The organism is Lysobacter sp. yr284, assembly GCF_900107375.1.
Lineage (GTDB): Bacteria > Pseudomonadota > Gammaproteobacteria > Xanthomonadales > Xanthomonadaceae > Lysobacter.
In genome coordinates, this window is sequence record NZ_FNPT01000022.1 from 29,606 (window position 1) to 48,098 (window position 18,493).

Genomic DNA, 18,493 nt, shown 5'->3' on the forward strand with positions numbered 1-18,493 from the left:
CGCAGGGAGGGCTAGGTGCGCCGGGTCACGGTTCCTCGTCGGGCCAAGACGAAACCGGCGTTGACTAGCGAATGCCGTCACTTTCTTCGATTTTTCGAAGACGTTTCGCCGGCCGGCCCATCGTCATGCGACTTGGCCCCCTGCCCTTTGGTAGACCACCAGCAGAGCTTCCAGCGGCAACTCCCGCTGGCCGTAGCCGGCGTTCGGCAGCGACGCCCAGGTCTTGCGGGACTTTCGGACCGCCGAACTGATCCAGCCCTTCTTGATGTCGGCCAGCGACCCGTTCTCGCGCAGCAGTTCGATGGCGGCACAGTCCTGCGACGCCGGGCCGAAGTCCGGCAGTTTCAGCCGGATTTGAAGGCTGTTCCAGGTCCGCCATAGGAACTGATAACGGCCGGCAGCGGTGGAGCGGATTCGGTACTTCGGCAGCCAGACCTTGATGCGTGGATGGTGGGCGAAGTCCGTAAACCGATCGCCGCCCACCAGCACGTCGTACCCGCCGATGACGCTGAACCGCTCGACGCCCTCGGCGTGCGCGATCGTATCCAGGAAGGCCACGACATTCTGGCCACCCGCCTGCTCAGCGATCAGACGTGCCATCGGCGCCTCGCTGCTGGAACAGACGGCCAAACAAGCCCAGCACCAGAACGCCTGCGGTTACATACGTGGCGACCCGATCCGGTACATGCACGCGCAGGTCGTCGGGGATGTTCAGCCAGACGCCCTGCACCGCCAGCGCCAAGCTCATCGCCTGCACGCTCAAGAAGCGCCACGCATGGCGCCAGTTCTCGATCAACTTCATAAGGGTTCCCGAAGGGATTGAATAAGGGCGGTGACGTCAGCTCCGCCAGCGAAACCGGCGTTTACGTCCTCGATGCGCTCGGCGCGCAGCGCGCGTTCGCGCTGAATCGCGGCGCGATAGAACAAGGCGAGTTGGCGCGCGGTCGCGCACTCGATCCAGGACCAGTCGTGGCCGTGATCGATCAGGGTGGCGAGGACGCTGGGCCAGTCGCTGCCGGGGCCACCCGCCGCAGTTCCACCGCCGCCAGCACGCGCTGCAGAAAAAAATCCGCATTGACCGCCCAGAACGTCAGCAGCAATAGATCGCCCTGCGCGCCGGGCAGTGCCTGCACCCACTCGGCGGGCTGATCGCAGGCTTGTGCGAGCAGCGTGATCGTGGCGGTCGGATGCGCGGCGCAGACCCGGTGCAGCCGCCCCAGATCGACATTGCCGTCGTCCGTGTGTTCGACCAGGTCGGCGACCAGCGCCGCGATCTCGGCATGCAGTCGCAGGCTTTCGAAGAAGCCGATTTCGCGTACGGTGACGTTGTGCCCGCCGATAGGCAGCGTGCGATTCGGCTCCAAAATCGTCAGGTCGTCGGCCGCTGGCGCCCGACGCTTCACCTTGCGCGCCATCAGTCGGCCACCAGCTCGATCCGGCCGAAACCACCCAGCTCGGGGTCCAGCGCGCGGGATTCATCGAACAGCGCGGCGCCGGAGAGTTGCAGGCTGCCCCACTCCTCCGAGATCAACGCCAACTGCTCGATGGGATTGAACGTCAGGCGGTACAGGGTCACCTTGGCGCGTTGGCCGGTGACGGTGTTGATGCCGTCGAGGAACAGCATCCGCTCCGGCGGCGGGGTCGTGAACAGGGCGATGTTGACCGTCGCGCCGTACTGGTAGGTCGCCTTGTAGGGCTGGGTGAAGCCATCGACCTTCCGCAGCCCGATCACGCCGGCCGTCGGCGACTCGGTCCACCAGTTTGCCGGAGGGATCGTCCCCGGGGGATTGGCGCTGTCCGTCAACGACAACTCGCTGATGTGGCCGCGGTCGAGCGCGATCAGGTCGCCCGCCTTGAGGCCCGCCGGCAGCAGTTCGTTGCTGACCGCGCCGGCCTGCACCGTCGCCGGCAAGGCGTACAAGCCCTCGGCCAAGTTCTCCGGCGTCGCTTCGTCCAGCGTCAGGTTGACGTTGGCGGTCTTGGATTGGACGAGCCGGCCATACAGCAAGCGATTGCCGCTGAAGGATTCGAACTTGTCCGAGTTTTGGACTTCCAGGGCGAGTTCCAGCTGCGGGGCGTTGCCGACCCAGCGCAGCGGACCGGGCTTGCCCGTGGACTGGCGCTGGGCGAGGTAGACCTTGCCTTGGAACGAAAACAGATTCGGCGCGGCCATCGGGTCGCGTGCTCCTATATATAAGATGTCGAAGGCCGCCAGCCGGCGGCCCATTCAGCGGCGCAGCGAGCGCAGGAGTTGCCGATCCAGCTCTGCAGTGATGACGTCCAGACCCGCTTGAGCTATGCGGGCCGGGCGATCGCCCTTGCGCAGCATCTGAGCCAGCGACGGGCCGAACAGGGGTTCGATGGGGTAGCGCGGCACCCGCCGCGTCCCGCCGCTGCCGGCCAGGGACTCGCGCTCCCAGGCCTTGGCGATGCCTTGCCCCCGCCGCGCACGCACGAATCCATGGGGTTCGTGGCCTGGCCGGTTCTGGAAGATGCGGTAACGCAGGCCCGTTGGCGTCCCACGTCCGGCGAAGTTCAGCAGGCCAATACCGCGCACGCGGCCGACCAGCTCAATGCCGTCCCGGGTGATGCGCACGCTCAGGCCGTCGCGAATCCGGGCCGCCGATATTGCGTACTCGGTTTGGATGTCGCGGCGCGCGATGACCGGCCAGCGGCGACGCAGTGTGCCCAGCGCCCGGCGCTGGGCCAGCAACACGCTCGCTGGCAACGCGCTGATGACCTTGGCCGCGTTCAGCGCGCCATCGGCGTCGATGGAAACCCGCATCAGCGTCGATACCGAACCGTCAAGGTCAGCTGCACCGCGACCACCGCCAAGCCCTCGGGCCGATCGAGGAATACGATGTCCTCGACCTGCAACGGCAGCGCCTGCGGCAGCGGAATCCACGCATCGAGCGCATCCTCGACATCGGCGGCGATGGCGTGTGCTTGGGCGTGTGCGTCGTTGAGGTGGGCCGGCACCGTGGCTTCGACAATCGCCTGCAGGAGCCGATGTTGGCCGTGTGGCTTTTGGGTATCGCGCTGCACGCCTAGCGCCGCCAGGGTCAGTCCCGGCACATCGGGCTCGGCATGCTGCGCCGGCTCCAACGCAACATCGGCACCGATGTCGGTTCGATAGCCGCGGTCGGATCTAATCTCCGCTAAGCGGGCGGCGATACGCTCCAGCAGCGCCCAGGTCGGGGCCGGCTCAGCCATGCAGGACGGCCTCGTTGACCAAGCCGTCGTCGCGAACGATCGTTTCCACCGGCTGGGCGCGCCCTTCGAGGATCACCACGTCGCCGCGGCGGAAGACCCAGTCGGCATTGCGCGCCACGACATGGCGCGCCCGACCAATGACCTGCTGGAAATCCCCCAGACGCTCGACACCGTCGCGCACGACAAGGTGGATCGACGCCGAGGAGTTAGGTGGGCGTTGAACCTGCGCGACGGCGCCGAGCGCGTCGAAGATTACGGTATCTGCCGTGGAGAACTCGTCCACGCTTACGCCTTCAGCTTCACGAGCAATGCCGGGCGATGGCACATCGGTAGCGGATTCGACTGCGTATGCAGGTCGGTACCGCGGTCGAACTTACGTGGCGCCTGCTTGCTGTAGAGCAACTGGCCCAGGGTATTAACCGTCTCGTTGAAATCGGCCGGCGCAACATACGTGGAGAAGGTGTCGAGGGTGCCCAGGGGAAATGCATGGCCCTCACCGGGCTCGATGAACTTCCTCACGTTCGCGTCAGCGTCGCTCGCCTCGCCCGTGTACTCTTCGAAGCGAACGCCGGCAAAGCGGAAGTCCGTGCGCATGTCGTCTCGCAGCGCCGCGCCCTCCTGCCAGCGGTTGTAGGCGTCCTGGACCTTCTTGTGACCAGTGAGCGCGTCGAAGAAGTCGGACGACACCAGCACATGAATCGCACTCATGCGTTCGCCCAGCAGTGCCTTGCTCATGTAGCGCTTCAGATCGAGGCATTTCTTCCGAACGTCGGTGTCCGGATTGCTGAGTTGGAAATCGAACGTCTGCGGGCGGATTCCGAAGATGTCGAACAGGTTCGCGATTTCGGAGCCGTCCGAGTCCAAGATCACGCCCTTCAAAGCGCCCATCCGCAGATGCTCCAGCGTGATCGCGTGCTTGTTGCGCATGGTCTGCAGATGATCGGCCATGACGCCGGCAACGCTTTCAAGCTCGGTCTCCGTGCCGAAGGCGCGAACGCCGACCACCTCTTCCGGCAGTACGACATCATCGTGCGGGATGTGCGGAATCACGAACGCTCGCGCAGTTCGCTTTCCTCGCTTGCCCACCGTGCCCGGCGAGCCGACCGGTTGGGTCGGCAGCAGCGAGAGCACGCCGTTCTTCTCTTCGATCGTGACCTGCCGCGTGCGGACCGGCTTGATCGGGAACAGATTCAGCTCGTCCAGGCGCCCGTACTGATTCGGCAGTAGGTTGATGGCGGCGGTCAGCGCGCTAACCGAGAATGCGGGGTTGTGGAACGGATTGTTCATCGACATGGATCAGATTCCTTGACGCACAAGCACGCCGATGCCCCGCAGTTGCTGGATGCAGGCTGTGCGCTGTTCGGGGGTGATGGCCTTCGGCCAGACCAAGGCGTGGTCGGCGACGGTGGCGTGGCGTGCAACGATCAGCCCGTCCGGACTGGGCGTGTCGGCGGTGATGATCGGAACGATGACGACACCAGCGGCCTGTTCACGGCCGTCGGTCGCGGCCGGGTCGAGCGCGACCACGTGACCGGTTGCGGTGACGCGACCCACCACATGGCCCAGTTGCAGCGCCTGCTGCGCGGCCACGGTCACGCGATCGCGCGAGTACAGGTTGTCGGCTTCGAACTTGAGCAAATCGCCCAAGTTGTTCGGCTCAGACTGGGGCGGATAGACGGTGATGCCCATCTCAGCGCTCCTTCTTCGCACGCGCAACCCGCGCCTTGACGGCGTGGATCAGCGGGTTGTCGTCCAGCGATTGCGGAGCGGCGGCAGGTGCCACGGCCGGCGACAGGTGGCTGGTGATCTCGGGCGACTCGGCTCGCAGACCGAGCAGCTTGCGGCGAACGTCGGCGGTACTGAGCCGTTCGCCCAGGAACACCGCGGTCAGATCGGGACGGCCGGCGAGCGTGCACAGCTCGGCGATCGCCAGGGCATCGCCGTGCGCCTGTGCGCGCACGGCGTCAACGTCGACGGCGGGCGCCGTCGATTCGGGGGTGGACATCGTGGGGGACTCCAGGGAAAGGGGACGCGCGGTGGCGTCCAGTTCGGTGCGCATTTGCTGCACGGCGTCGCTGAGCGTGCCGATGCGATCAGCCAGACCGGCATCGAGCGCGTCCTGACCGAAGAACAAACCGGCTTCGGTGGCGCGTACAGCGTCCGCCGCGGCGCCGCGTTGCTCGGCTACGGTCAAGACGAACAACTCGTAGAGGCGGTCGACCTCGGTTTGAATCGCCGCGCGCGCCTCAGGCGTCAGCGGCTGATAGGGGCTGCCGTCATTCTTCCGGGCGCCAGCCAAGATCGGCGTGTAGCTCATGCCGGCGTTGGCATCGCGGCGCGATTGGTCAACGTGCAGGGCGATCACGCCGATGGAGCCGACACCGGCCGTGCGGGTGACGAAGATCCGCGTAGCGGCACTGGCCAGGGCGTAGGCGGCGGAGAACGCGGCATCGTTCGCGGCCGCCCAGACGGGTTTCGTCTGCCGGGCCGCGTGGATCTTGTCGGCCAGGTCGAACACGCCCGCGGCTTCGCCGCCGGGGCTGTCGATGTCGAGCACGATGCCCCGCACCACAGGGTCGGCCAGTGCGGCATCGAACTGCTGCGCGATCACCTGATAGCTCGTCAGGCCCGATAGTGCTTCGAGACCGGCCGTCCGCTGCACCAAGGTGCCGTGGATGGGGATGACCGCGATGCCGCGGTGATCCACGAACCGCGGTGCCGGCGGCATAGGCGGCGCCATTTGCGGCGGGGGCAGGGTCTGGAGCTCGAACTTCGGTTCGAGCACGCTCAGGATGACGTCCAGCTTGGCGCGCTGGATCAGCAGCGGCGTGTTGAACACGCGCGCCGCCAGGTAAGGCAGTCCGGTCATTCGATGGTTTCGGGTTCGGTCGGCGCCGGCTCAGCCGGCGCGGATTGGAAGGCGCCGTTGCGGGCGACGCGGCGCGGGTCGGTGTCGAACACCAGGCCCAAGCGGTCGGCGCGCTCGGCGTCGGCCGCGATCTCGCGATCGATGGTCTCGGCGTCGTAGCCCGAGCTCGCGATGGCTTCCGCGCGCGACAGCAGGCCGGCGCGGATCGCCAGGATCATGGCGTTGAACTCTTTCTCGGGGTCGACCCAGTTCCAGCCCTGCGGCACCCACTTGCAGGCGCGGTATTGGCGCTTGCGGCGGCGATAGCCCGGTAGCTCGATGGCATCGGCCAGGACGGCCGCGTCTACGAAAGCCGCCCAGATCGGCCGGCACATCTGATAGACCAGGACCGAGTGCTGGACCTGCTCGCAGCGGCGCCGGAACTCCAGCAGGCCGGCGCGGATGGACGAATAGTTGACCCCGGTCAGGTCGCCGGTCAGTTGCTCGTAGGTAACCCCCATCGCCGCGGCGACCGCGCGGAACTGCGAGCGCAGGAACGCCTCGTAGCTGGCGCCCACGTCGGCCGGCTGGGCAAAAGCGACGTTCTCGCCCGGCTCCAGGATTTGCAGACTGCCCGGCTCCAGCCCGAGCGGCGCATTGCCGTGCTCGTCGGGCGGGGCATCGCCCGGCAGCGGGTCATCTGGGCCGTCGCGCGTGATGAAGCCGGCGAACATCGCCGCGGTCTTCTTGCGGACGAGTTCGGCGTCGTCGTACTGGTCGAGCTCGTTGAGCTTGACCAGCGCGCGCGCGAGCCAGGGCTCGCCACGGATCTGTCCTGGGCGCAGCGGCCGGAACAGGTGCAACACCTCCGACGCCGGCACGCGGATGGTATCGAGGCCACCGTGCCGCGTCATCGGCGCCATCGCCCCGTCCTGCGGGTGCGAGAGGTACAAGTGGTAGGCAACCCTTCGGCCCAAGCGATCGAACTCGATGCCGGCGCGGATCAAGTTGCCGTTCGGCTCTTCCCGGTTCAGGGTGATCGGCAGGTGCTCGGGCTCAAGGACCTGCAGTTGCAGCGGCACCGCCAGGCCATCCTCGGGACGGCGCGGGCGCAGGCGGATCAGGCACTCGCCGCCCTCCAGCAGCGCGCGGCAGGCCAGGGCTTGCAGGCCATAGAGATCGGTCAAGCCGGCGGCGTCGGCTTCGTCCACGAAGTCCCGCCACAGCGCCTGAAGTGCCTCGCGCTGCATGGTGTCCACGATCAGCGATTGCGGCTTAATGCCGGTACCGACCGCGTTGGCGACAAACGCCTCGATCGCGGCGTTGGCCCAGGCATTGCGCCGCACCAGGTCGCGCGAGCGCACGCGCAGCGCGTCGCCGGTCGCCAGCAGCGCCGCGACCGCACCTGGATTGCTGGGCTGCCAGGCGGTCGACCGCCGGCCGTGGCCCGCAACCTCGTGCACGGGCGAGCCGCCGAACATCGCGGCTTTGAGCTTTCCCCACCACCCCATGCTCAGAAACCCTTCGAGGTGGTGGTCAGCAGCCGGCGCACCTTGCGCGGGCGCCCTTCGGTGCCCGCCAGCGCGGCTTCGATCTCGCGGATCGCGGCCAGCAACTCATCGACCGAGCGGTACTCGACCAGGCGATCGCCGAAGCTGACGCGGCGTTCGCCGCGCGCGAGCGCGGAGCGCAGCGCCTGCAATTGCTCGTGGGTGTAAGGAAGGTCGCTCATCGCATGAAACGGCTGGAGATCACCCGGCGACGGCCGGAAACGGAAAGGCCGCCCGGAGAGGCGGCCTTTGACGGAGTGGGTAGCAGTGGCTCGGTTGGATCAGGCGGGCGCGGCGGCTGCACGCCCAGCAATCGCTCGAGCTCACGCCAGTGGCGTTCTTCGAAACGATCGACGCCGGCCTGCATCGCGGCGGCGCGCGCCATGACATAGCAGTCGAGTGCTTCGTTGCGGTCTCGGCGCTTTTCCCACACGCGCTGCGGATAACCGTGCCGGTCACGACGGGTGATCAGGTGTTCGGCCGTCAGCTGCTGGAGGAACTCGCCATCGATCTTCGGCAGATGGACGTAGCCCCCTGGGAACGTCGACTGTCCATCCGGCCCGATCTCGATCGACAAGCGCAGGGCGTTGTACAGCTCCAGCTTCGCGATGCCGCCGGCCACGACGAACAGCTTCAGGCCGCGCCGCAGACGCTTGCCCGGAATGCTCACGTCGACGGCGGTCGGGATGCCGATCAAGGCAGCGCCGCTACCGACGCCCTTCATCGGCAGCAGGCGCGGATCGTGCACATCGCGCGCGAATGCATACGCTTCCTGCGTGGCGTAGCCAGTGTCTAGGCCCAACCGGGTCAGCGGCAACAACGCGCCGGAGGCGTGGGTCCACTGCTCGCGGAGCAGCCCCGCCAGTTCAGCCCAGACCGCGCTGCGGGCGGTGTCGCCCATGAGCACCCGGTGCTCGACGAGCCAGGTCTCGCGCTCGCGGCCGAACGCCCAGACCGAGACCTCGATCCGGTCTTTCTGCACGTCGGCGCCAGCCACCAGGAGCAGGCCGCCCGTCGGCACGCTGCCGATGCGGTAATCCTCGCGCCGTTCCAGCAGGCGTTCCCAGTCGGGGGCCTCGCCCTCTTCCTCCCAGGTCTCGCCCAGTTCGGTGTTCTTGAACGCCTTAAGCGCAGTGGCCGAGTCCTGCGCCGCCTCCCAGGCCGCGGCAATGTCGGCCCAGCTGCGCCAGCCCACTGGGGAGTACAACGATGACAGGTGGTAGCCGGCGGTCTTGCCGCGGTTCTGCGGCGCCGTCGCGATCCACTGGCCGGCGGCGAGCATCGCGGTCTTGTGATGTTCCCCGATGGGGTGCTCGCAGGACTCGCAGATGTAGCGCGCCGAACGCGCATCGCCCCAGGTCCAGCGCAGTTGCTCGAACCGCAGCCATTGCGCGTGGGCGCAGTGCGGGCACGGCACAAAGAACCGACGCTGGTCCGAGGCCAGATACTCGCGCTCGATGGTCGAAGCACCAGCAATCGTCGGCGTCGAGACCAGCAGGATCTTTCGGCGGGTGAAGGTCCGGGTGCGGGCCTCGGCCAACGCGACCGCGTCGCCTTCGCCCTCCACGTCGCGCGGATAGCCGTCCACTTCGTCCAGGAACAAATAGCGCACCGGCATCGAGCGCAGGCCGACCGCGCTGTTGGCGCCGGTCAGGACCAGGACACCGCCGCGGAACTCCTTGGCGAGGATCGTGTTGCCCGAGTCCCGTGCGCGCGAGGGCGCGATGCGCTCGCGTAGCGTTGGCGACTCCTCGATCAGCGGATCGACACGCTGCTTCGAATTGCGCTTGGCCATCTCGACCGTCGGCGCCACGGCCATCATCGGCCCCGGCGCGCACGCGATGACGTAGCCGATCCAGTTGTTGCCGCACTCGGTCCCGCCAACCTGCGCGCCCTTCATGAACACGACGCGCTCGGTCGCCGAGGCCGGCGACAGGTCGTTCATGATGTCGCGCAGGTACGGCGTGCGCGCGGTGCGCCAGCGGCCGGGCTCGGACGACGACGTGCTCGACAGCACCCGGTCGCGGTCCGCCCAATCGGACACATCCAAGAACGGATCGGGCGTCAGACCGTCGCGCCAGGCGCGCGCCACGTCGTCAAAGCCGTCGTACAACGATCACTCCAGGCGGGCGACGAAGTCCCCCAGTTCGGACAGGTGCTGCCGCACCTCGCGCTCCAGCGCGACGTGCATGGCATGCGGGTCGATCCCAAGCTCCGCCGCCAGCATCGAGCTGATGCGCGCGGGCCAGTTCAACCAGGCATCGCGTTCGGCGCGCGCCAGGGCGAAGACTTGGCCGACCGCCTGCTGGCGGTCGATCAGTTCCCCGCGCAGCTGCGCGATGCGCAGCTTGTGGTGCTGGGCCTTGAGGACTTCGTTGGCGGTCCGGGCTTGGGCGTAGCTGTTGCCTCCGCTCGGGCCACTGGCCGGGCCGGGGCCCGCGTCCTCTATGGTCATAGGTGCAGCGCGCGAGCGCGCCGCAGGGCGCGGCACCGGCGCCTGCGCCGACGTCGTGTTCGCCGCCCACTCGACGTCGGCGCGCGCGGCGTCGATGGTGCCGTCCGGCAGCGCGGTGATGCGGCCGGTCGTGATGGCTTTACGTACAGCGGTGTCCGAGACGCCGCGATGGCGCCCGTAGGCGCGGATGCTGATTCCCACAGGCGGTCACTGGCAGATTCGGGCCTCCGCGACCGCCGGCCATCGGCGCAGATTGAAGGATTGGAAGAGGGAACACCCCAGCCCCCATCGGGGGCTGGGGTATGCGCTCTCAGGGTCAGTTGCGCAGCGCGCCCGTCGCCGCGAGGATCGCGTTTTCCAACTGGCAGATCGCCTTTCGCAGGCTGGGCACGTAGGCGGCGTCGGCCACGTCCCACACCAGCATCAAGCGGGCCTCGCGAACGGCGCGGTCAAGCTGGTGGGCCGGCAGGGCGGCGAACTCCGGCTCCAGCCCGTCGAAGTATCGCTGGAGGCCGGCGAGCAACCACCGCAGCGTCATCTCGTCCTCGTTGATCTGGCTCGGCACCTCGCGCGTACCCGACCAGCCCTTCGCCTGATCGATGGCGCGCTCGATGGGCGCCAGCTCCTCGCGGCATCCCACGACGAACTGCTCGACAAGCGAGGGCGGCAGCGCGCGGGTGCGAAACGTCTTCGTGCGGTCGGCAAGAACGTTGGCAAGGCGGTGGCAGACAACCAACGTCAAGCCTCCCGCCTCGGGCACCGGCGCGCTGGACAGCAGTATCCGCTCCACGGTGTCGCGCAAGCTGCGCAGTTCCGTCCGGGCCATCATGATCTCGTCGTCCATGGGTTCGTCCTAGTCAGGCCGCGTTGTTGCGGCAGCGACATGAACGCTTCATCCGACGGGCCTCGCAAGCACTTCGTTCGCTGCGCCGCACCGTGGACAGCGCTGAGACAGCTTCGCCGGCTGCTGGAAGAACGAACACCCCAGCCCCTTTTAGGGGCTGGGGACTTCACTCTCCCTCAGCGGTATACGTACTCGCGCAAGATCGTCTCCCAGTCTGGCTCGCGCGGCAGGTCGACGTTGGCCTGATCACAGAGCATCTTGGTGATGGCCCAAGCGCTGCGCACCACCTCGAAGACCGCCGCCCGGTCCTCATCCGCAAGGGTCGCATCCTCCTCCTGTCGCAGCAGGTCGTGCAGGTAAAACTCTGCCCAGGCGATGGGCTGCCTGGCTTGTGAAAATTCACGGCCGGGTACTCGGTGCATGTCCTTCTCCTGTTCGCCACGTCGTTGCGGCACGGACATGAACGCTTCCTTCTCGGCCTTCATCGAGCGAAACAGCGGCAGTGCGATAGCGCAGACACGAAGTAGACAGGGAGCGGAAGAGGGAACACCCCAGCGCCGTTCCGGCGCTGGGGTCTGTCCTCTCCCCGCTTAGCGTCGGGGCAAGCTGTCGATCACACTTCGCATCAAAACCCGCGCTTCCTGGTGTTGATCCAGATCCACGCCCGCGTGCTCGCAGAGCAGCGTCAGGATGTCGAAACATTGCTCCGCCAGAGCCTCGGCGGCACGCGCCTCGTCGTGGCTGAGGACGAACACTTCGTCCTCGTCCCCCGCGACCATCTCTTCGATGGTGTTTCGGCAGTCGATCAGGTCGATTAGCGTGTTGTGGAACTTGCAGTAAGACATATTGCTCATGTCGATCTTCCCGTAGTCACCGCGTCGTTGCGGCAACGACATGAACGCTTCCTTCCGCGTGGAAGCCAAGCAGAACAAGCAGCGTTCGCGTTCGCAGACAGGGTTCTGACAGCTTCGGCCTACGCCGCGCCTACTCCGGCAGTTGCCCGAGCGCTTGCTCCAACCCGCTGACCGCGAAGCTGATGCCGTGCTGGTACTCGGAGTCACGGGGCCGCAGCACGGACAGCCTTTCAACCATGGAGAGCGCTTGCGCGACCCACTGGCGCGGCGTCAACTCCCGGCGACACTGCAAGTAGTCTTCAATTTGCTGCGCTGCGGTCGCCAGCGTCGCCGCGACGGTCTCGTTCCTCCGCTTCGGCTTGCGCTTGCGGCGGTTGTAGTCGCCACGCACCCGCCGATGCCAGCTGTCCAGCTCCGCACTCGCCGCCGCAACGCGCGCGCGCAGTTCGACGCCGTCGATTCGGCGCGCGCGGTCAATCCGCGTCCAAGGCACCAGAAATCGGGTCAAGGCGGCACATCCGTCCACGGGGCAGTTGCCGTACTCCCAGACCGGCTCCAGATCCGTGGGCGCTGTCAGCAGCCACCGTATCGTCCCCGGCAGCGCGCCAAGGGTACGTAGATCGTGTTCGACGTCCATCGCGGGTTTTCCTCCGTTGCCGCCCAGCGCGGCGAACGCATGAACACCTCTTCCGCCGCCGAAGCCAAGCGCCGTCGCGATTCCAGGCGGTGTTCGGACAGGCAACGGACAGCGTTCAACGCACACGCGGCGCGTTTTCTTTGCGCCGACGACGAAGCTGTCCGACGCCTGTCCGTGAACGAGAACGAGCGTTCTTCAACGCGAAAACCGCTTGGCTTCCTCGGCGAACGAAGCGTTCATGCGTCCACACCAACGCGGCCACGGAGGCCACCACGATGAAGCAGAACGACGTGTTCAAAGAATGCCTGACCCAACTCCCCGCATCGGTACTCGCGGACTTCGGCCCCCTGACCGGCGGCGTCCTCAGCACGCTGGCGCAACAGGAATTGCAGCGCCGCGCCGCGCTCGCCCTGCAGAGCATCCCCGGGGATTACGTGGTCGACCTGCTGCTGGGCCACGCGTACCCGAGCAAGACCGTCGCCGATGTCCTCGCCGAGTGACGCGGACCTCTGGTTCCTGAAGGCAACGGCGGCGACGGTCCTCGTCGCCGCCGCCAACGGAACCCTCGACCTCAACCAACGGGCACGCGACGAACTGATCCGTCGCGGCCTGGACCCCGAAGGCGAATGGGTGGGCCCCAGCCGCGCGCGGGAACTGCACCACCCCAACCCCTAACTAGGAGAACACCCATGAGCAACGTCGAACTCACCGTCAACCAGCGCGCTGTCTTGGAACTGGCCGTGGCCACCGAAGGCCGCATCGAACGCTACCCCGCCGGCTTGCTTGGCGGCGCCCGCACCAGCGTCGTGCGCGGCCTGCTGCGCAACGAGCTGGTCGAGCCACACGACGCCGGCTACCGCCTGACTGCGGACGGCTACGCGGCCGTCGGCGTCGAAGCGCCGGCTGACGACGGACGGGGCGACGAGGGCGCCAGCGGCCACGACGCGCCCAGCGAACCTGCGGGCGATGCGGACACCGGCCAGAACGATGGCGCCGCCGCCGCGCCGGCCGACAGCGTGTCGGCGGCAACCACGCCGCCGGCGAAGCCCAAGCGCACGGCGCGCGGCGACACCAAGATCGCCAAGGTCATCGGCCTGCTGATGCGGTCGGACGGCGCTACCATCGCGCAGATCATGGCCGAGACCGACTGGCAGCAGCACTCGGTGCGCGGATTCCTCGCCGGCACGGTCAAGAAGAAGGGTTACACGCTGACCAACCGCAAGGAAGGCGACGGCGAGCGGGTCTACCGCATCGTGACCGAAGGTACCGCTTCGCACCGCGACGAGGAAGAGTGAAGCACGCAGCGAGCCGGGCGAACGCCCGGCTCGCTGTCTCGTAACTGTCCAGCAATGCGCCGCATCGAAGAACGTCGCGCGTTGCGCTTGATGTTCCTTCGAATGGAAGCGTTCATGGCCTCCCAACCACGGAGACCCACGATGAAGAACGCTAACCCCCACGCCGGTCCGGACGAACTGCTCGCAACGCTTGACGCGTGCATCCTCGATATCGTCGAAGGCACCTTGTCGAACGACGAGGGCTCGACGGACGCCGAGATAGCGCAGTACCTGATGGACCTCGGCCTGAGCGAGGCACAGGCCAAGCGCGCGATCTGCTACCGCGCGCTGTACACCCTCAACCTCTGGGTGGGCGATTACACGCCAATTCGGTCGAGCGTCGCCCTTCGCTACAACGGCGAGACCGGCCAGTTTGAAATCGCCTAACCGGTATGCCCCGCGCGCTGCGCGGCGGCATACCTGTCCGACCGCTGAGCGGCGCCCGAAAAGCCAGGCAGATTCCCTTGGCTTCCAGCTGGATGGAAGCGTTCATGGACTCCCTACCGCAGGAGGCCAACCATGACCACCACGCTGCTCCCGCCCTACCAGCTCCGCATTCGGTTTAGTCGCAAGCCGGCGAACTATCGCGCCATGATGCGCGAGCTAAGCGGCTACTACGTAGAACCCGAGTTGATCTGGGTTATCGAGCGCAAGACGATGACCCAATCCGAGTATCGCGCGTTCGAGCGCGACTTCGCCAAGCCGCAGTCTTGGATCTGGGAACTCAACAGCCGACCCGGCCATTGCATCATGGTCGTCGCGCCTCGGATGCCGACGCTGTATGTCCGGGCCGAAGGGACCGACCATGCCTGCTACGTCGGGCTGCCGGCGGACGAAGAGTAAGCCTCGCCCTGGCGCCGCGCTGCGCGGCGTCAGGGACGCAACGCCCTCAAGATTTCGGCGGCGACCTGCGGGACGATCGCGTTGCCGGCGGCGCGCAGGCGAGGAATTCTTCCGGGTATCCCATGAGCCAGAAGACGAATTCCGGGTTCAGGAATCCGCCGACCGGCGAGGGTTCGACCTGTCGCCCAAGCATCCCATTGACCGGCGCGCTGCCAACGCTCGATGCGTCCTTGTGGTCTCGCGTCGTCGGCGTCGCCCACACGGCCTGCGCCGGGAGCGGCTGGGTCGCGCCACTGCCGAAGCTCTGATTCGGTCCGCCCTTCTCCCCGTCGCTGGCGCGCGGGGTGCTCCAGACCGCCTTCGCCACGCCCGGCAGGCCATTGCGCCGCTCGGCCGCAAAGTTGCCGCGCTTCTCCGGGTCGTTCGCCGTCGCCGTCGGCCAGACGGCCTTCGCTGCGACTTGCAAGCTGGTGATCGCCTTGCGTGGGCCGTCCGGCATCCGGCGCTTCATCGCCAGGTGCGCCTCCGGAGACTTGTTGTCGTCGTTCGCCACCGCGGTCGGCCAGACGCTGCCCGACGATCCAGACGCGGTCGCGCCGGTGCGGGGCGTTGACGGCGCAAGCTGGAACAACAATCGCCCGGCTGGCGTAGCCTTCGCCTTCCAGGTCAGCAAGAACTCCGTCGAGCCCCAGCGCGATGAGGCCAGCAACGTTCTCGCCCAGGAATAGAGCGGGTCGCGCTTGTGCAATAAGGCGACGCAGTTCCGGCCAGAGGTGGCGGTCGTCGGCTTGCGCGCGCTGGTTGCCGGCGACGCTGAACGGCTGGCAGGGGAAGCCGCCGGTCCACAGTGGCGCGTCGTCCGGCCAGGCCGCGAGTCGGGCGGCGTAGGCGAACCCGCCGACCCCGGCGAAGAAGTGGCACTGGGCGTAGCCGCGGACATCGTTTGCGGAAACAGATCGGATGTCGCGGTCATCGACGTCGCCGGCCGGGATCAGGCCCGCCGCCATCAAGTTCTTCAGCCACTGGCACAGGTACGGATCGATTTCATTGTAATAGACCGACACTAGGCAGCGTCCTCGGCCTCCACGTCGGCCGCGATGAACGCGACGCCGTCGGAAGCGCGGATCGCCTGCTGGCCGGTGTAGTCCTGCCAGCGCCGGACGATGACATCGACGTACTTCGGGTCCAGTTCGATGAGGCGCGCGCGGCGGCCGGTCTTCTCGCAGGCAATCATGGTCGTTCCCGATCCGCCGAAGGGATCGAGCACCAGGTCGCGGGTCTTGCTGCTGTTGCGGATCGCTCGTTCGACCAGCGCGACCGGCTTCATCGTCGGGTGTAACTGGCTGCGGGCCGGCCGGTCGATGAACCAGACATCACCCTGATCTCGCGCGCCACACCAGAAGCGGTCATTGCCGTCGCGCCAACCGTAGAGGATCGCCTCGTACTGGCGCTGGTAGTCGGCCCGGCCCATCACGAAGTGGTTCTTCGCCCAGATGATGAAATCCGACCAACGACCGCCCGCAGCGCGGAACGCTACCTGCAGGCGGTCCAGCTCGGACGAAGACATCGCGACGTACACCGCGCCCTTCGTGACCTCCAGGATTTTGCGGCAGGCGCTCTCCAAGAACGAACCGAAGTCCGTACCGAGATTGTCGTTCAGGATTTCGCGCTGGGTTCCCCGGATCTTGTCGCGGGGGTTGTTCCCGTAATCGACGTTATACGGCGGGTCGGTGAATGCCATGTCCACCAGCTCGTCGCCCAGCAGCGCAACGTAGTCGTCGGCCAACGTGGCGTCGCCGCAGATAACGCGATGTGTTCCGCAGATCCAAACATCGCCGTGCCTAGAGACCGGCTCGGCTTCGGGCTCGGGTGCGGCATCCTCGTCGGTCAGACCCGCTTCTTCGCCGAGGCCGAGCAGCTCATCGATCTCTTCATCCGAGAAGCCGAGCAGGTCCAGATCGAAATCGGCGTCACGCAGCTCGGCCAGCTCCAGCGCCAGCAGTTCGTCGTCCCAGCCCGCGTTCTCGGCCAAGCGGTTGTCGGCCAGAATGTAGGCGCGCTTTTGCGCGCTGGTCAGATGCGCCAGCTCGATCACCGGCACGGTGTCCAGGCCCAGCTGGCGCGCAGCAAGCAAGCGACCGTGTCCGGCGATCACGCCGTTGGCGGCGTCGACCAGGATCGGATTCGTCCAGCCGAACTCCACGATGCTCGCAGCGATCTGCGCAACCTGCGCGTCGGAGTGCGTGCGCGCGTTGCGCGCATACGGAATGAGCGCCCCGATGGGTCGCTGCTCGATCTGGAGGGTCAAGGGCAATACCGTGCGAACCCAGGTTTGCAGACGCTGCAAACCTGGAAGGAAGACTTGACACTAGCGGGGTTTTGCGGCTACGCCCCCCGCTCGTCCTGACCGCCAGGAAGGACCCTGGCGAATTTTTGACCACTCGCCGCATCGCCCCAACGGCGGCCGCGGTAGGCCGCGTGTCGGCCTGGGACCCGCGGCGCTAGGGTCGGCGCGGCACGTCGGCAGAGGCCGACACACGCGCGCACGCCGCGAAGAAAGGCGGGCCAGCCCGGAGCGGAGGAGGCGGCGGAGGCACTCCGGGCTGGCCCTAGTGGTCGCGCTGCATTCATGGCACAGCGCGCTCAGCATGGGGATCAGACTAGGCCAAAGATCGACTTTTTGGGACAGGGATGTTTGTTGCCCGAGCACTGTTTATCTGCGTTTACCCGCGTCTGCCGAAAAGAGGTTCTATGTGTCGGGCGAAACGATGCGCGGGAGCGCGCCGTTGAGATGGACAGTGACCAGGTTGAGCGCGTGCTGCCATCGACGCCATGCGGTCTTTCGGACCAAGCCGGTGCGTGTGCAGACCTCGCGCCACGGAACGTACTGCGCGCGCAGCCAGATCAACCGACGCTGTTCTTCGCCCAGCCATTGCAGCCAACGCACGGTTTCGCCAAAGCGGTCGATCGCACCGGGCGATGCCGCGAAGCGCAGTACGATCCGCTCGTCCGCATAGCCCTCCCAGGCTTGGCGGTTGATGTCCGGCCAGAAGGCAGCGTAGCCCTGCACCCGAGCCGGTGGCAGGCGGCGCGCGGTAACCGCCGCCTCGTGGAAGCGATCAGTCACCCGCTGCACAGTCCAGATCTCGCTCATGCGTTCGCGCCCTGCGCCAACGCCCAGTGCAGCAAAGCGAGCGCGTCGGCCTCGTTGTCGTCGCTTGGCGCATGGCCGCGCCGCTCCATCGCCGCGATCATGGCGGCCTTCTTCGCGTTGCCCTTGCCCGTGGCGTGTCGCTTGATCGTAGCGACTGGAACGCCTTGGTACGGAATTCCATTCTGCTCGCACCACGCGGTCAACTGGCCTAGAAAACCGCCATAGGCGTGCGCAGCGTCCACGCCGAGATGCCGCCGCACTTCCTCGAAGTAGACCGCCTCGATCTTGCCGACGAACCCCAACGCTTCGTCCAACCAACGCCCGAAACGCAGATATCGCATTCCGCCGCCTTCGAAGCGGCCTGGTCGGAACGTTTGGGTACCGCTGGTGATCTGGCCGGGGCGCGCCAGTGCCCAGCCCATCGTCGTGCCCAGATCGAGGGCGAGGAGCGTGCTCATGCATCGTCTCCGTTTTGGGTGAGTCCATCGTTGAGAAAGACGAAGCAAATTTCGCCATCCGCGCCGCGGCAGGGAATGTATCCCCTCTCGATCAAAATCCTGATGTACTGGCTCACGTCGCCTGTGTCGCTCTCGTTCCGCTCTGCAGCGCGTCTGAAATTCTCGATAAGCTCTTCCGGGCTACTGACCGTAGGCAGTCGGCCGAACCTTTCTTCGAACCTAGCCACGAGAATTTTCAATACGTCTTCGCTGTCCATGATCCTTTCCTGGGTGGGCTGACACATCTGACGCGGTTTCCGGTTG

General features: G+C 66.7%; 28 protein-coding genes. 5 read left to right on the top strand and 23 right to left on the bottom strand.

Annotated features, from left to right (window positions below):
• Positions 1–123: 123 nt before the first annotated feature.
• The 18 genes from BLV01_RS21550 to BLV01_RS21635 form a co-directional block, all read right to left on the bottom strand.
• Positions 124–600 carry a glycoside hydrolase family 24 protein gene (locus BLV01_RS21550; RefSeq protein ID WP_091804984.1) on the bottom strand — a complete coding sequence of 159 codons (477 nt, stop codon included), beginning with the start codon at positions 598–600 and terminating at the stop codon, positions 124–126.
• Entirely contained in the window at positions 581–802 is a 222-nt protein-coding gene (locus BLV01_RS21555) for a DUF7940 domain-containing protein (protein WP_091804986.1), read from the bottom strand. Before BLV01_RS21555 ends, BLV01_RS21550 begins: the two co-directional genes overlap by 20 nt.
• 181 nt (positions 803–983) lie before the next feature.
• The gene (locus BLV01_RS21560; protein ID WP_091804988.1) at positions 984–1,415 is read right to left on the bottom strand and encodes a DUF6631 family protein; all 432 of its coding nucleotides are present in this window, start codon (positions 1,413–1,415) and stop codon (positions 984–986) included.
• On the bottom strand, positions 1,415–2,173 hold the full coding sequence (locus tag BLV01_RS21565; protein ID WP_091804990.1) for a phage tail tube protein: 759 nt from the start codon (positions 2,171–2,173) through the stop codon (positions 1,415–1,417). Before BLV01_RS21565 ends, BLV01_RS21560 begins: the two co-directional genes overlap by 1 nt.
• Before the next feature lie 54 nt (positions 2,174–2,227).
• The gene (locus BLV01_RS21570; protein WP_091804992.1) at positions 2,228–2,785 is read right to left on the bottom strand and encodes a hypothetical protein; all 558 of its coding nucleotides are present in this window, start codon (positions 2,783–2,785) and stop codon (positions 2,228–2,230) included.
• Positions 2,785–3,213, bottom strand: a complete 429-nt coding sequence (locus BLV01_RS21575; protein WP_091804994.1) for a hypothetical protein — start codon at positions 3,211–3,213, stop codon at positions 2,785–2,787. Before BLV01_RS21575 ends, BLV01_RS21570 begins: the two co-directional genes overlap by 1 nt.
• On the bottom strand, positions 3,206–3,496 hold the full coding sequence (locus BLV01_RS21580; RefSeq protein ID WP_091804996.1) for a hypothetical protein: 291 nt from the start codon (positions 3,494–3,496) through the stop codon (positions 3,206–3,208). Before BLV01_RS21580 ends, BLV01_RS21575 begins: the two co-directional genes overlap by 8 nt.
• Positions 3,497–3,498: 2 nt before the next feature.
• Complete coding sequence (locus BLV01_RS21585; protein ID WP_254782724.1) at positions 3,499–4,506, bottom strand: major capsid protein; 1,008 nt, start codon at positions 4,504–4,506, stop codon at positions 3,499–3,501.
• 3 nt (positions 4,507–4,509) lie between these two features.
• Positions 4,510–4,902: a head decoration protein gene (locus tag BLV01_RS21590; RefSeq protein ID WP_091804998.1), complete on the bottom strand. Its 393-nt coding sequence runs from the start codon at positions 4,900–4,902 to the stop codon at positions 4,510–4,512.
• 1 nt (position 4,903) lies between these two features.
• Entirely contained in the window at positions 4,904–6,082 is a 1,179-nt protein-coding gene (locus tag BLV01_RS21595; RefSeq protein ID WP_091805000.1) for a S49 family peptidase, read from the bottom strand.
• Complete coding sequence (locus BLV01_RS21600; protein WP_254782725.1) at positions 6,079–7,542, bottom strand: phage portal protein; 1,464 nt, start codon at positions 7,540–7,542, stop codon at positions 6,079–6,081. The genes BLV01_RS21595 and BLV01_RS21600 overlap by 4 nt, the downstream gene beginning before the upstream one ends.
• A 32-nt stretch (positions 7,543–7,574) precedes the next feature.
• Positions 7,575–7,793, bottom strand: coding sequence for a phage head-tail joining protein (locus tag BLV01_RS21605; RefSeq protein WP_091805005.1), 219 nt, complete (start codon positions 7,791–7,793; stop codon positions 7,575–7,577).
• The gene (locus BLV01_RS21610; RefSeq protein WP_091805007.1) at positions 7,790–9,724 is read right to left on the bottom strand and encodes a phage terminase large subunit family protein; all 1,935 of its coding nucleotides are present in this window, start codon (positions 9,722–9,724) and stop codon (positions 7,790–7,792) included. The genes BLV01_RS21605 and BLV01_RS21610 overlap by 4 nt, the downstream gene beginning before the upstream one ends.
• Positions 9,725–9,727: 3 nt before the next feature.
• The gene (locus BLV01_RS21615) at positions 9,728–10,267 is read right to left on the bottom strand and encodes an elements of external origin (protein ID WP_091805009.1); all 540 of its coding nucleotides are present in this window, start codon (positions 10,265–10,267) and stop codon (positions 9,728–9,730) included.
• 115 nt (positions 10,268–10,382) lie between these two features.
• Complete coding sequence (locus tag BLV01_RS21620; RefSeq protein ID WP_091805011.1) at positions 10,383–10,910, bottom strand: hypothetical protein; 528 nt, start codon at positions 10,908–10,910, stop codon at positions 10,383–10,385.
• Positions 10,911–11,086: 176 nt separating this feature from the next.
• Positions 11,087–11,371, bottom strand: coding sequence for a hypothetical protein (locus BLV01_RS21625; protein ID WP_139179017.1), 285 nt, complete (start codon positions 11,369–11,371; stop codon positions 11,087–11,089).
• Positions 11,372–11,500: 129 nt separating this feature from the next.
• Positions 11,501–11,806 (bottom strand): hypothetical protein, encoded by a 306-nt coding sequence (locus BLV01_RS21630; RefSeq protein WP_091805015.1) that lies wholly within the window; start codon positions 11,804–11,806, stop codon positions 11,501–11,503.
• Between the two features lie 88 nt (positions 11,807–11,894).
• Positions 11,895–12,401, bottom strand: coding sequence for a hypothetical protein (locus tag BLV01_RS21635; protein WP_091805017.1), 507 nt, complete (start codon positions 12,399–12,401; stop codon positions 11,895–11,897).
• Between the two features lie 275 nt (positions 12,402–12,676).
• Here BLV01_RS21635 and BLV01_RS21640 point away from each other — a divergent pair, with 275 nt between their 5' ends.
• From BLV01_RS21640 to BLV01_RS21655, 5 genes are all read left to right on the top strand, one after another.
• Positions 12,677–12,901 (top strand): hypothetical protein, encoded by a 225-nt coding sequence (locus BLV01_RS21640; RefSeq protein WP_091805019.1) that lies wholly within the window; start codon positions 12,677–12,679, stop codon positions 12,899–12,901.
• Positions 12,885–13,076: a hypothetical protein gene (locus tag BLV01_RS25845; RefSeq protein ID WP_139179020.1), complete on the top strand. Its 192-nt coding sequence runs from the start codon at positions 12,885–12,887 to the stop codon at positions 13,074–13,076. The genes BLV01_RS21640 and BLV01_RS25845 overlap by 17 nt, the downstream gene beginning before the upstream one ends.
• Positions 13,077–13,090: 14 nt before the next feature.
• On the top strand, positions 13,091–13,696 hold the full coding sequence (locus tag BLV01_RS21645; protein WP_175486191.1) for a DUF3489 domain-containing protein: 606 nt from the start codon (positions 13,091–13,093) through the stop codon (positions 13,694–13,696).
• A gap of 141 nt (positions 13,697–13,837) precedes the next feature.
• On the top strand, positions 13,838–14,122 hold the full coding sequence (locus BLV01_RS21650) for a hypothetical protein (RefSeq protein ID WP_139179023.1): 285 nt from the start codon (positions 13,838–13,840) through the stop codon (positions 14,120–14,122).
• A 132-nt stretch (positions 14,123–14,254) separates the two neighbouring features.
• The gene (locus tag BLV01_RS21655; RefSeq protein WP_091805025.1) at positions 14,255–14,578 is read left to right on the top strand and encodes a hypothetical protein; all 324 of its coding nucleotides are present in this window, start codon (positions 14,255–14,257) and stop codon (positions 14,576–14,578) included.
• Between the two features lie 29 nt (positions 14,579–14,607).
• On the opposite strand, the gene BLV01_RS25850 is transcribed toward BLV01_RS21655, so the two are convergent.
• The 5 genes from BLV01_RS25850 to BLV01_RS25855 all read right to left on the bottom strand — a co-directional run bounded on the left by BLV01_RS25850 (position 14,608) and on the right by BLV01_RS25855 (position 18,447).
• Positions 14,608–15,642, bottom strand: coding sequence for a DNA cytosine methyltransferase (locus tag BLV01_RS25850; RefSeq protein ID WP_139179026.1), 1,035 nt, complete (start codon positions 15,640–15,642; stop codon positions 14,608–14,610).
• The gene (locus tag BLV01_RS21670) at positions 15,642–16,886 is read right to left on the bottom strand and encodes a site-specific DNA-methyltransferase (protein ID WP_254782726.1); all 1,245 of its coding nucleotides are present in this window, start codon (positions 16,884–16,886) and stop codon (positions 15,642–15,644) included. Before BLV01_RS21670 ends, BLV01_RS25850 begins: the two co-directional genes overlap by 1 nt.
• Positions 16,887–17,327: 441 nt before the next feature.
• Positions 17,328–17,732 carry a DUF6362 family protein gene (locus BLV01_RS21675; RefSeq protein ID WP_091805029.1) on the bottom strand — a complete coding sequence of 135 codons (405 nt, stop codon included), beginning with the start codon at positions 17,730–17,732 and terminating at the stop codon, positions 17,328–17,330.
• Positions 17,729–18,190 (bottom strand): hypothetical protein, encoded by a 462-nt coding sequence (locus BLV01_RS21680; RefSeq protein WP_091805032.1) that lies wholly within the window; start codon positions 18,188–18,190, stop codon positions 17,729–17,731. Before BLV01_RS21680 ends, BLV01_RS21675 begins: the two co-directional genes overlap by 4 nt.
• Positions 18,187–18,447 (bottom strand): hypothetical protein, encoded by a 261-nt coding sequence (locus BLV01_RS25855; protein ID WP_139179029.1) that lies wholly within the window; start codon positions 18,445–18,447, stop codon positions 18,187–18,189. The genes BLV01_RS21680 and BLV01_RS25855 overlap by 4 nt, the downstream gene beginning before the upstream one ends.
• Positions 18,448–18,493 lie beyond the last annotated feature (46 nt).

Coding starts and splice junctions, on each gene's coding strand:
- BLV01_RS21550 (WP_091804984.1), bottom strand. CDS start 600: ATGGCACGTCTGATCGCTGAGCAGGCGGGTGGCCAGAATGTCGTGGCC.
- BLV01_RS21555 (WP_091804986.1), bottom strand. CDS start 802: ATGAAGTTGATCGAGAACTGGCGCCATGCGTGGCGCTTCTTGAGCGTG.
- BLV01_RS21560 (WP_091804988.1), bottom strand. CDS start 1,415: ATGGCGCGCAAGGTGAAGCGTCGGGCGCCAGCGGCCGACGACCTGACG.
- BLV01_RS21565 (WP_091804990.1), bottom strand. CDS start 2,173: ATGGCCGCGCCGAATCTGTTTTCGTTCCAAGGCAAGGTCTACCTCGCC.
- BLV01_RS21570 (WP_091804992.1), bottom strand. CDS start 2,785: ATGCGGGTTTCCATCGACGCCGATGGCGCGCTGAACGCGGCCAAGGTC.
- BLV01_RS21575 (WP_091804994.1), bottom strand. CDS start 3,213: ATGGCTGAGCCGGCCCCGACCTGGGCGCTGCTGGAGCGTATCGCCGCC.
- BLV01_RS21585 (WP_254782724.1), bottom strand. CDS start 4,506: ATGTCGATGAACAATCCGTTCCACAACCCCGCATTCTCGGTTAGCGCG.
- BLV01_RS21590 (WP_091804998.1), bottom strand. CDS start 4,902: ATGGGCATCACCGTCTATCCGCCCCAGTCTGAGCCGAACAACTTGGGC.
- BLV01_RS21595 (WP_091805000.1), bottom strand. CDS start 6,082: ATGACCGGACTGCCTTACCTGGCGGCGCGCGTGTTCAACACGCCGCTG.
- BLV01_RS21600 (WP_254782725.1), bottom strand. CDS start 7,542: ATGTTCGGCGGCTCGCCCGTGCACGAGGTTGCGGGCCACGGCCGGCGG.
- BLV01_RS21605 (WP_091805005.1), bottom strand. CDS start 7,793: ATGAGCGACCTTCCTTACACCCACGAGCAATTGCAGGCGCTGCGCTCC.
- BLV01_RS21620 (WP_091805011.1), bottom strand. CDS start 10,910: ATGGACGACGAGATCATGATGGCCCGGACGGAACTGCGCAGCTTGCGC.
- BLV01_RS21625 (WP_139179017.1), bottom strand. CDS start 11,371: ATGTCCGTGCCGCAACGACGTGGCGAACAGGAGAAGGACATGCACCGA.
- BLV01_RS21630 (WP_091805015.1), bottom strand. CDS start 11,806: ATGTCGTTGCCGCAACGACGCGGTGACTACGGGAAGATCGACATGAGC.
- BLV01_RS21635 (WP_091805017.1), bottom strand. CDS start 12,401: ATGGACGTCGAACACGATCTACGTACCCTTGGCGCGCTGCCGGGGACG.
- BLV01_RS21640 (WP_091805019.1), top strand. CDS start 12,677: ATGAAGCAGAACGACGTGTTCAAAGAATGCCTGACCCAACTCCCCGCA.
- BLV01_RS25845 (WP_139179020.1), top strand. CDS start 12,885: ATGTCCTCGCCGAGTGACGCGGACCTCTGGTTCCTGAAGGCAACGGCG.
- BLV01_RS21645 (WP_175486191.1), top strand. CDS start 13,091: ATGAGCAACGTCGAACTCACCGTCAACCAGCGCGCTGTCTTGGAACTG.
- BLV01_RS21650 (WP_139179023.1), top strand. CDS start 13,838: ATGAAGAACGCTAACCCCCACGCCGGTCCGGACGAACTGCTCGCAACG.
- BLV01_RS21655 (WP_091805025.1), top strand. CDS start 14,255: ATGACCACCACGCTGCTCCCGCCCTACCAGCTCCGCATTCGGTTTAGT.
- BLV01_RS21675 (WP_091805029.1), bottom strand. CDS start 17,732: ATGAGCGAGATCTGGACTGTGCAGCGGGTGACTGATCGCTTCCACGAG.
- BLV01_RS21680 (WP_091805032.1), bottom strand. CDS start 18,190: ATGAGCACGCTCCTCGCCCTCGATCTGGGCACGACGATGGGCTGGGCA.
- BLV01_RS25855 (WP_139179029.1), bottom strand. CDS start 18,447: ATGGACAGCGAAGACGTATTGAAAATTCTCGTGGCTAGGTTCGAAGAA.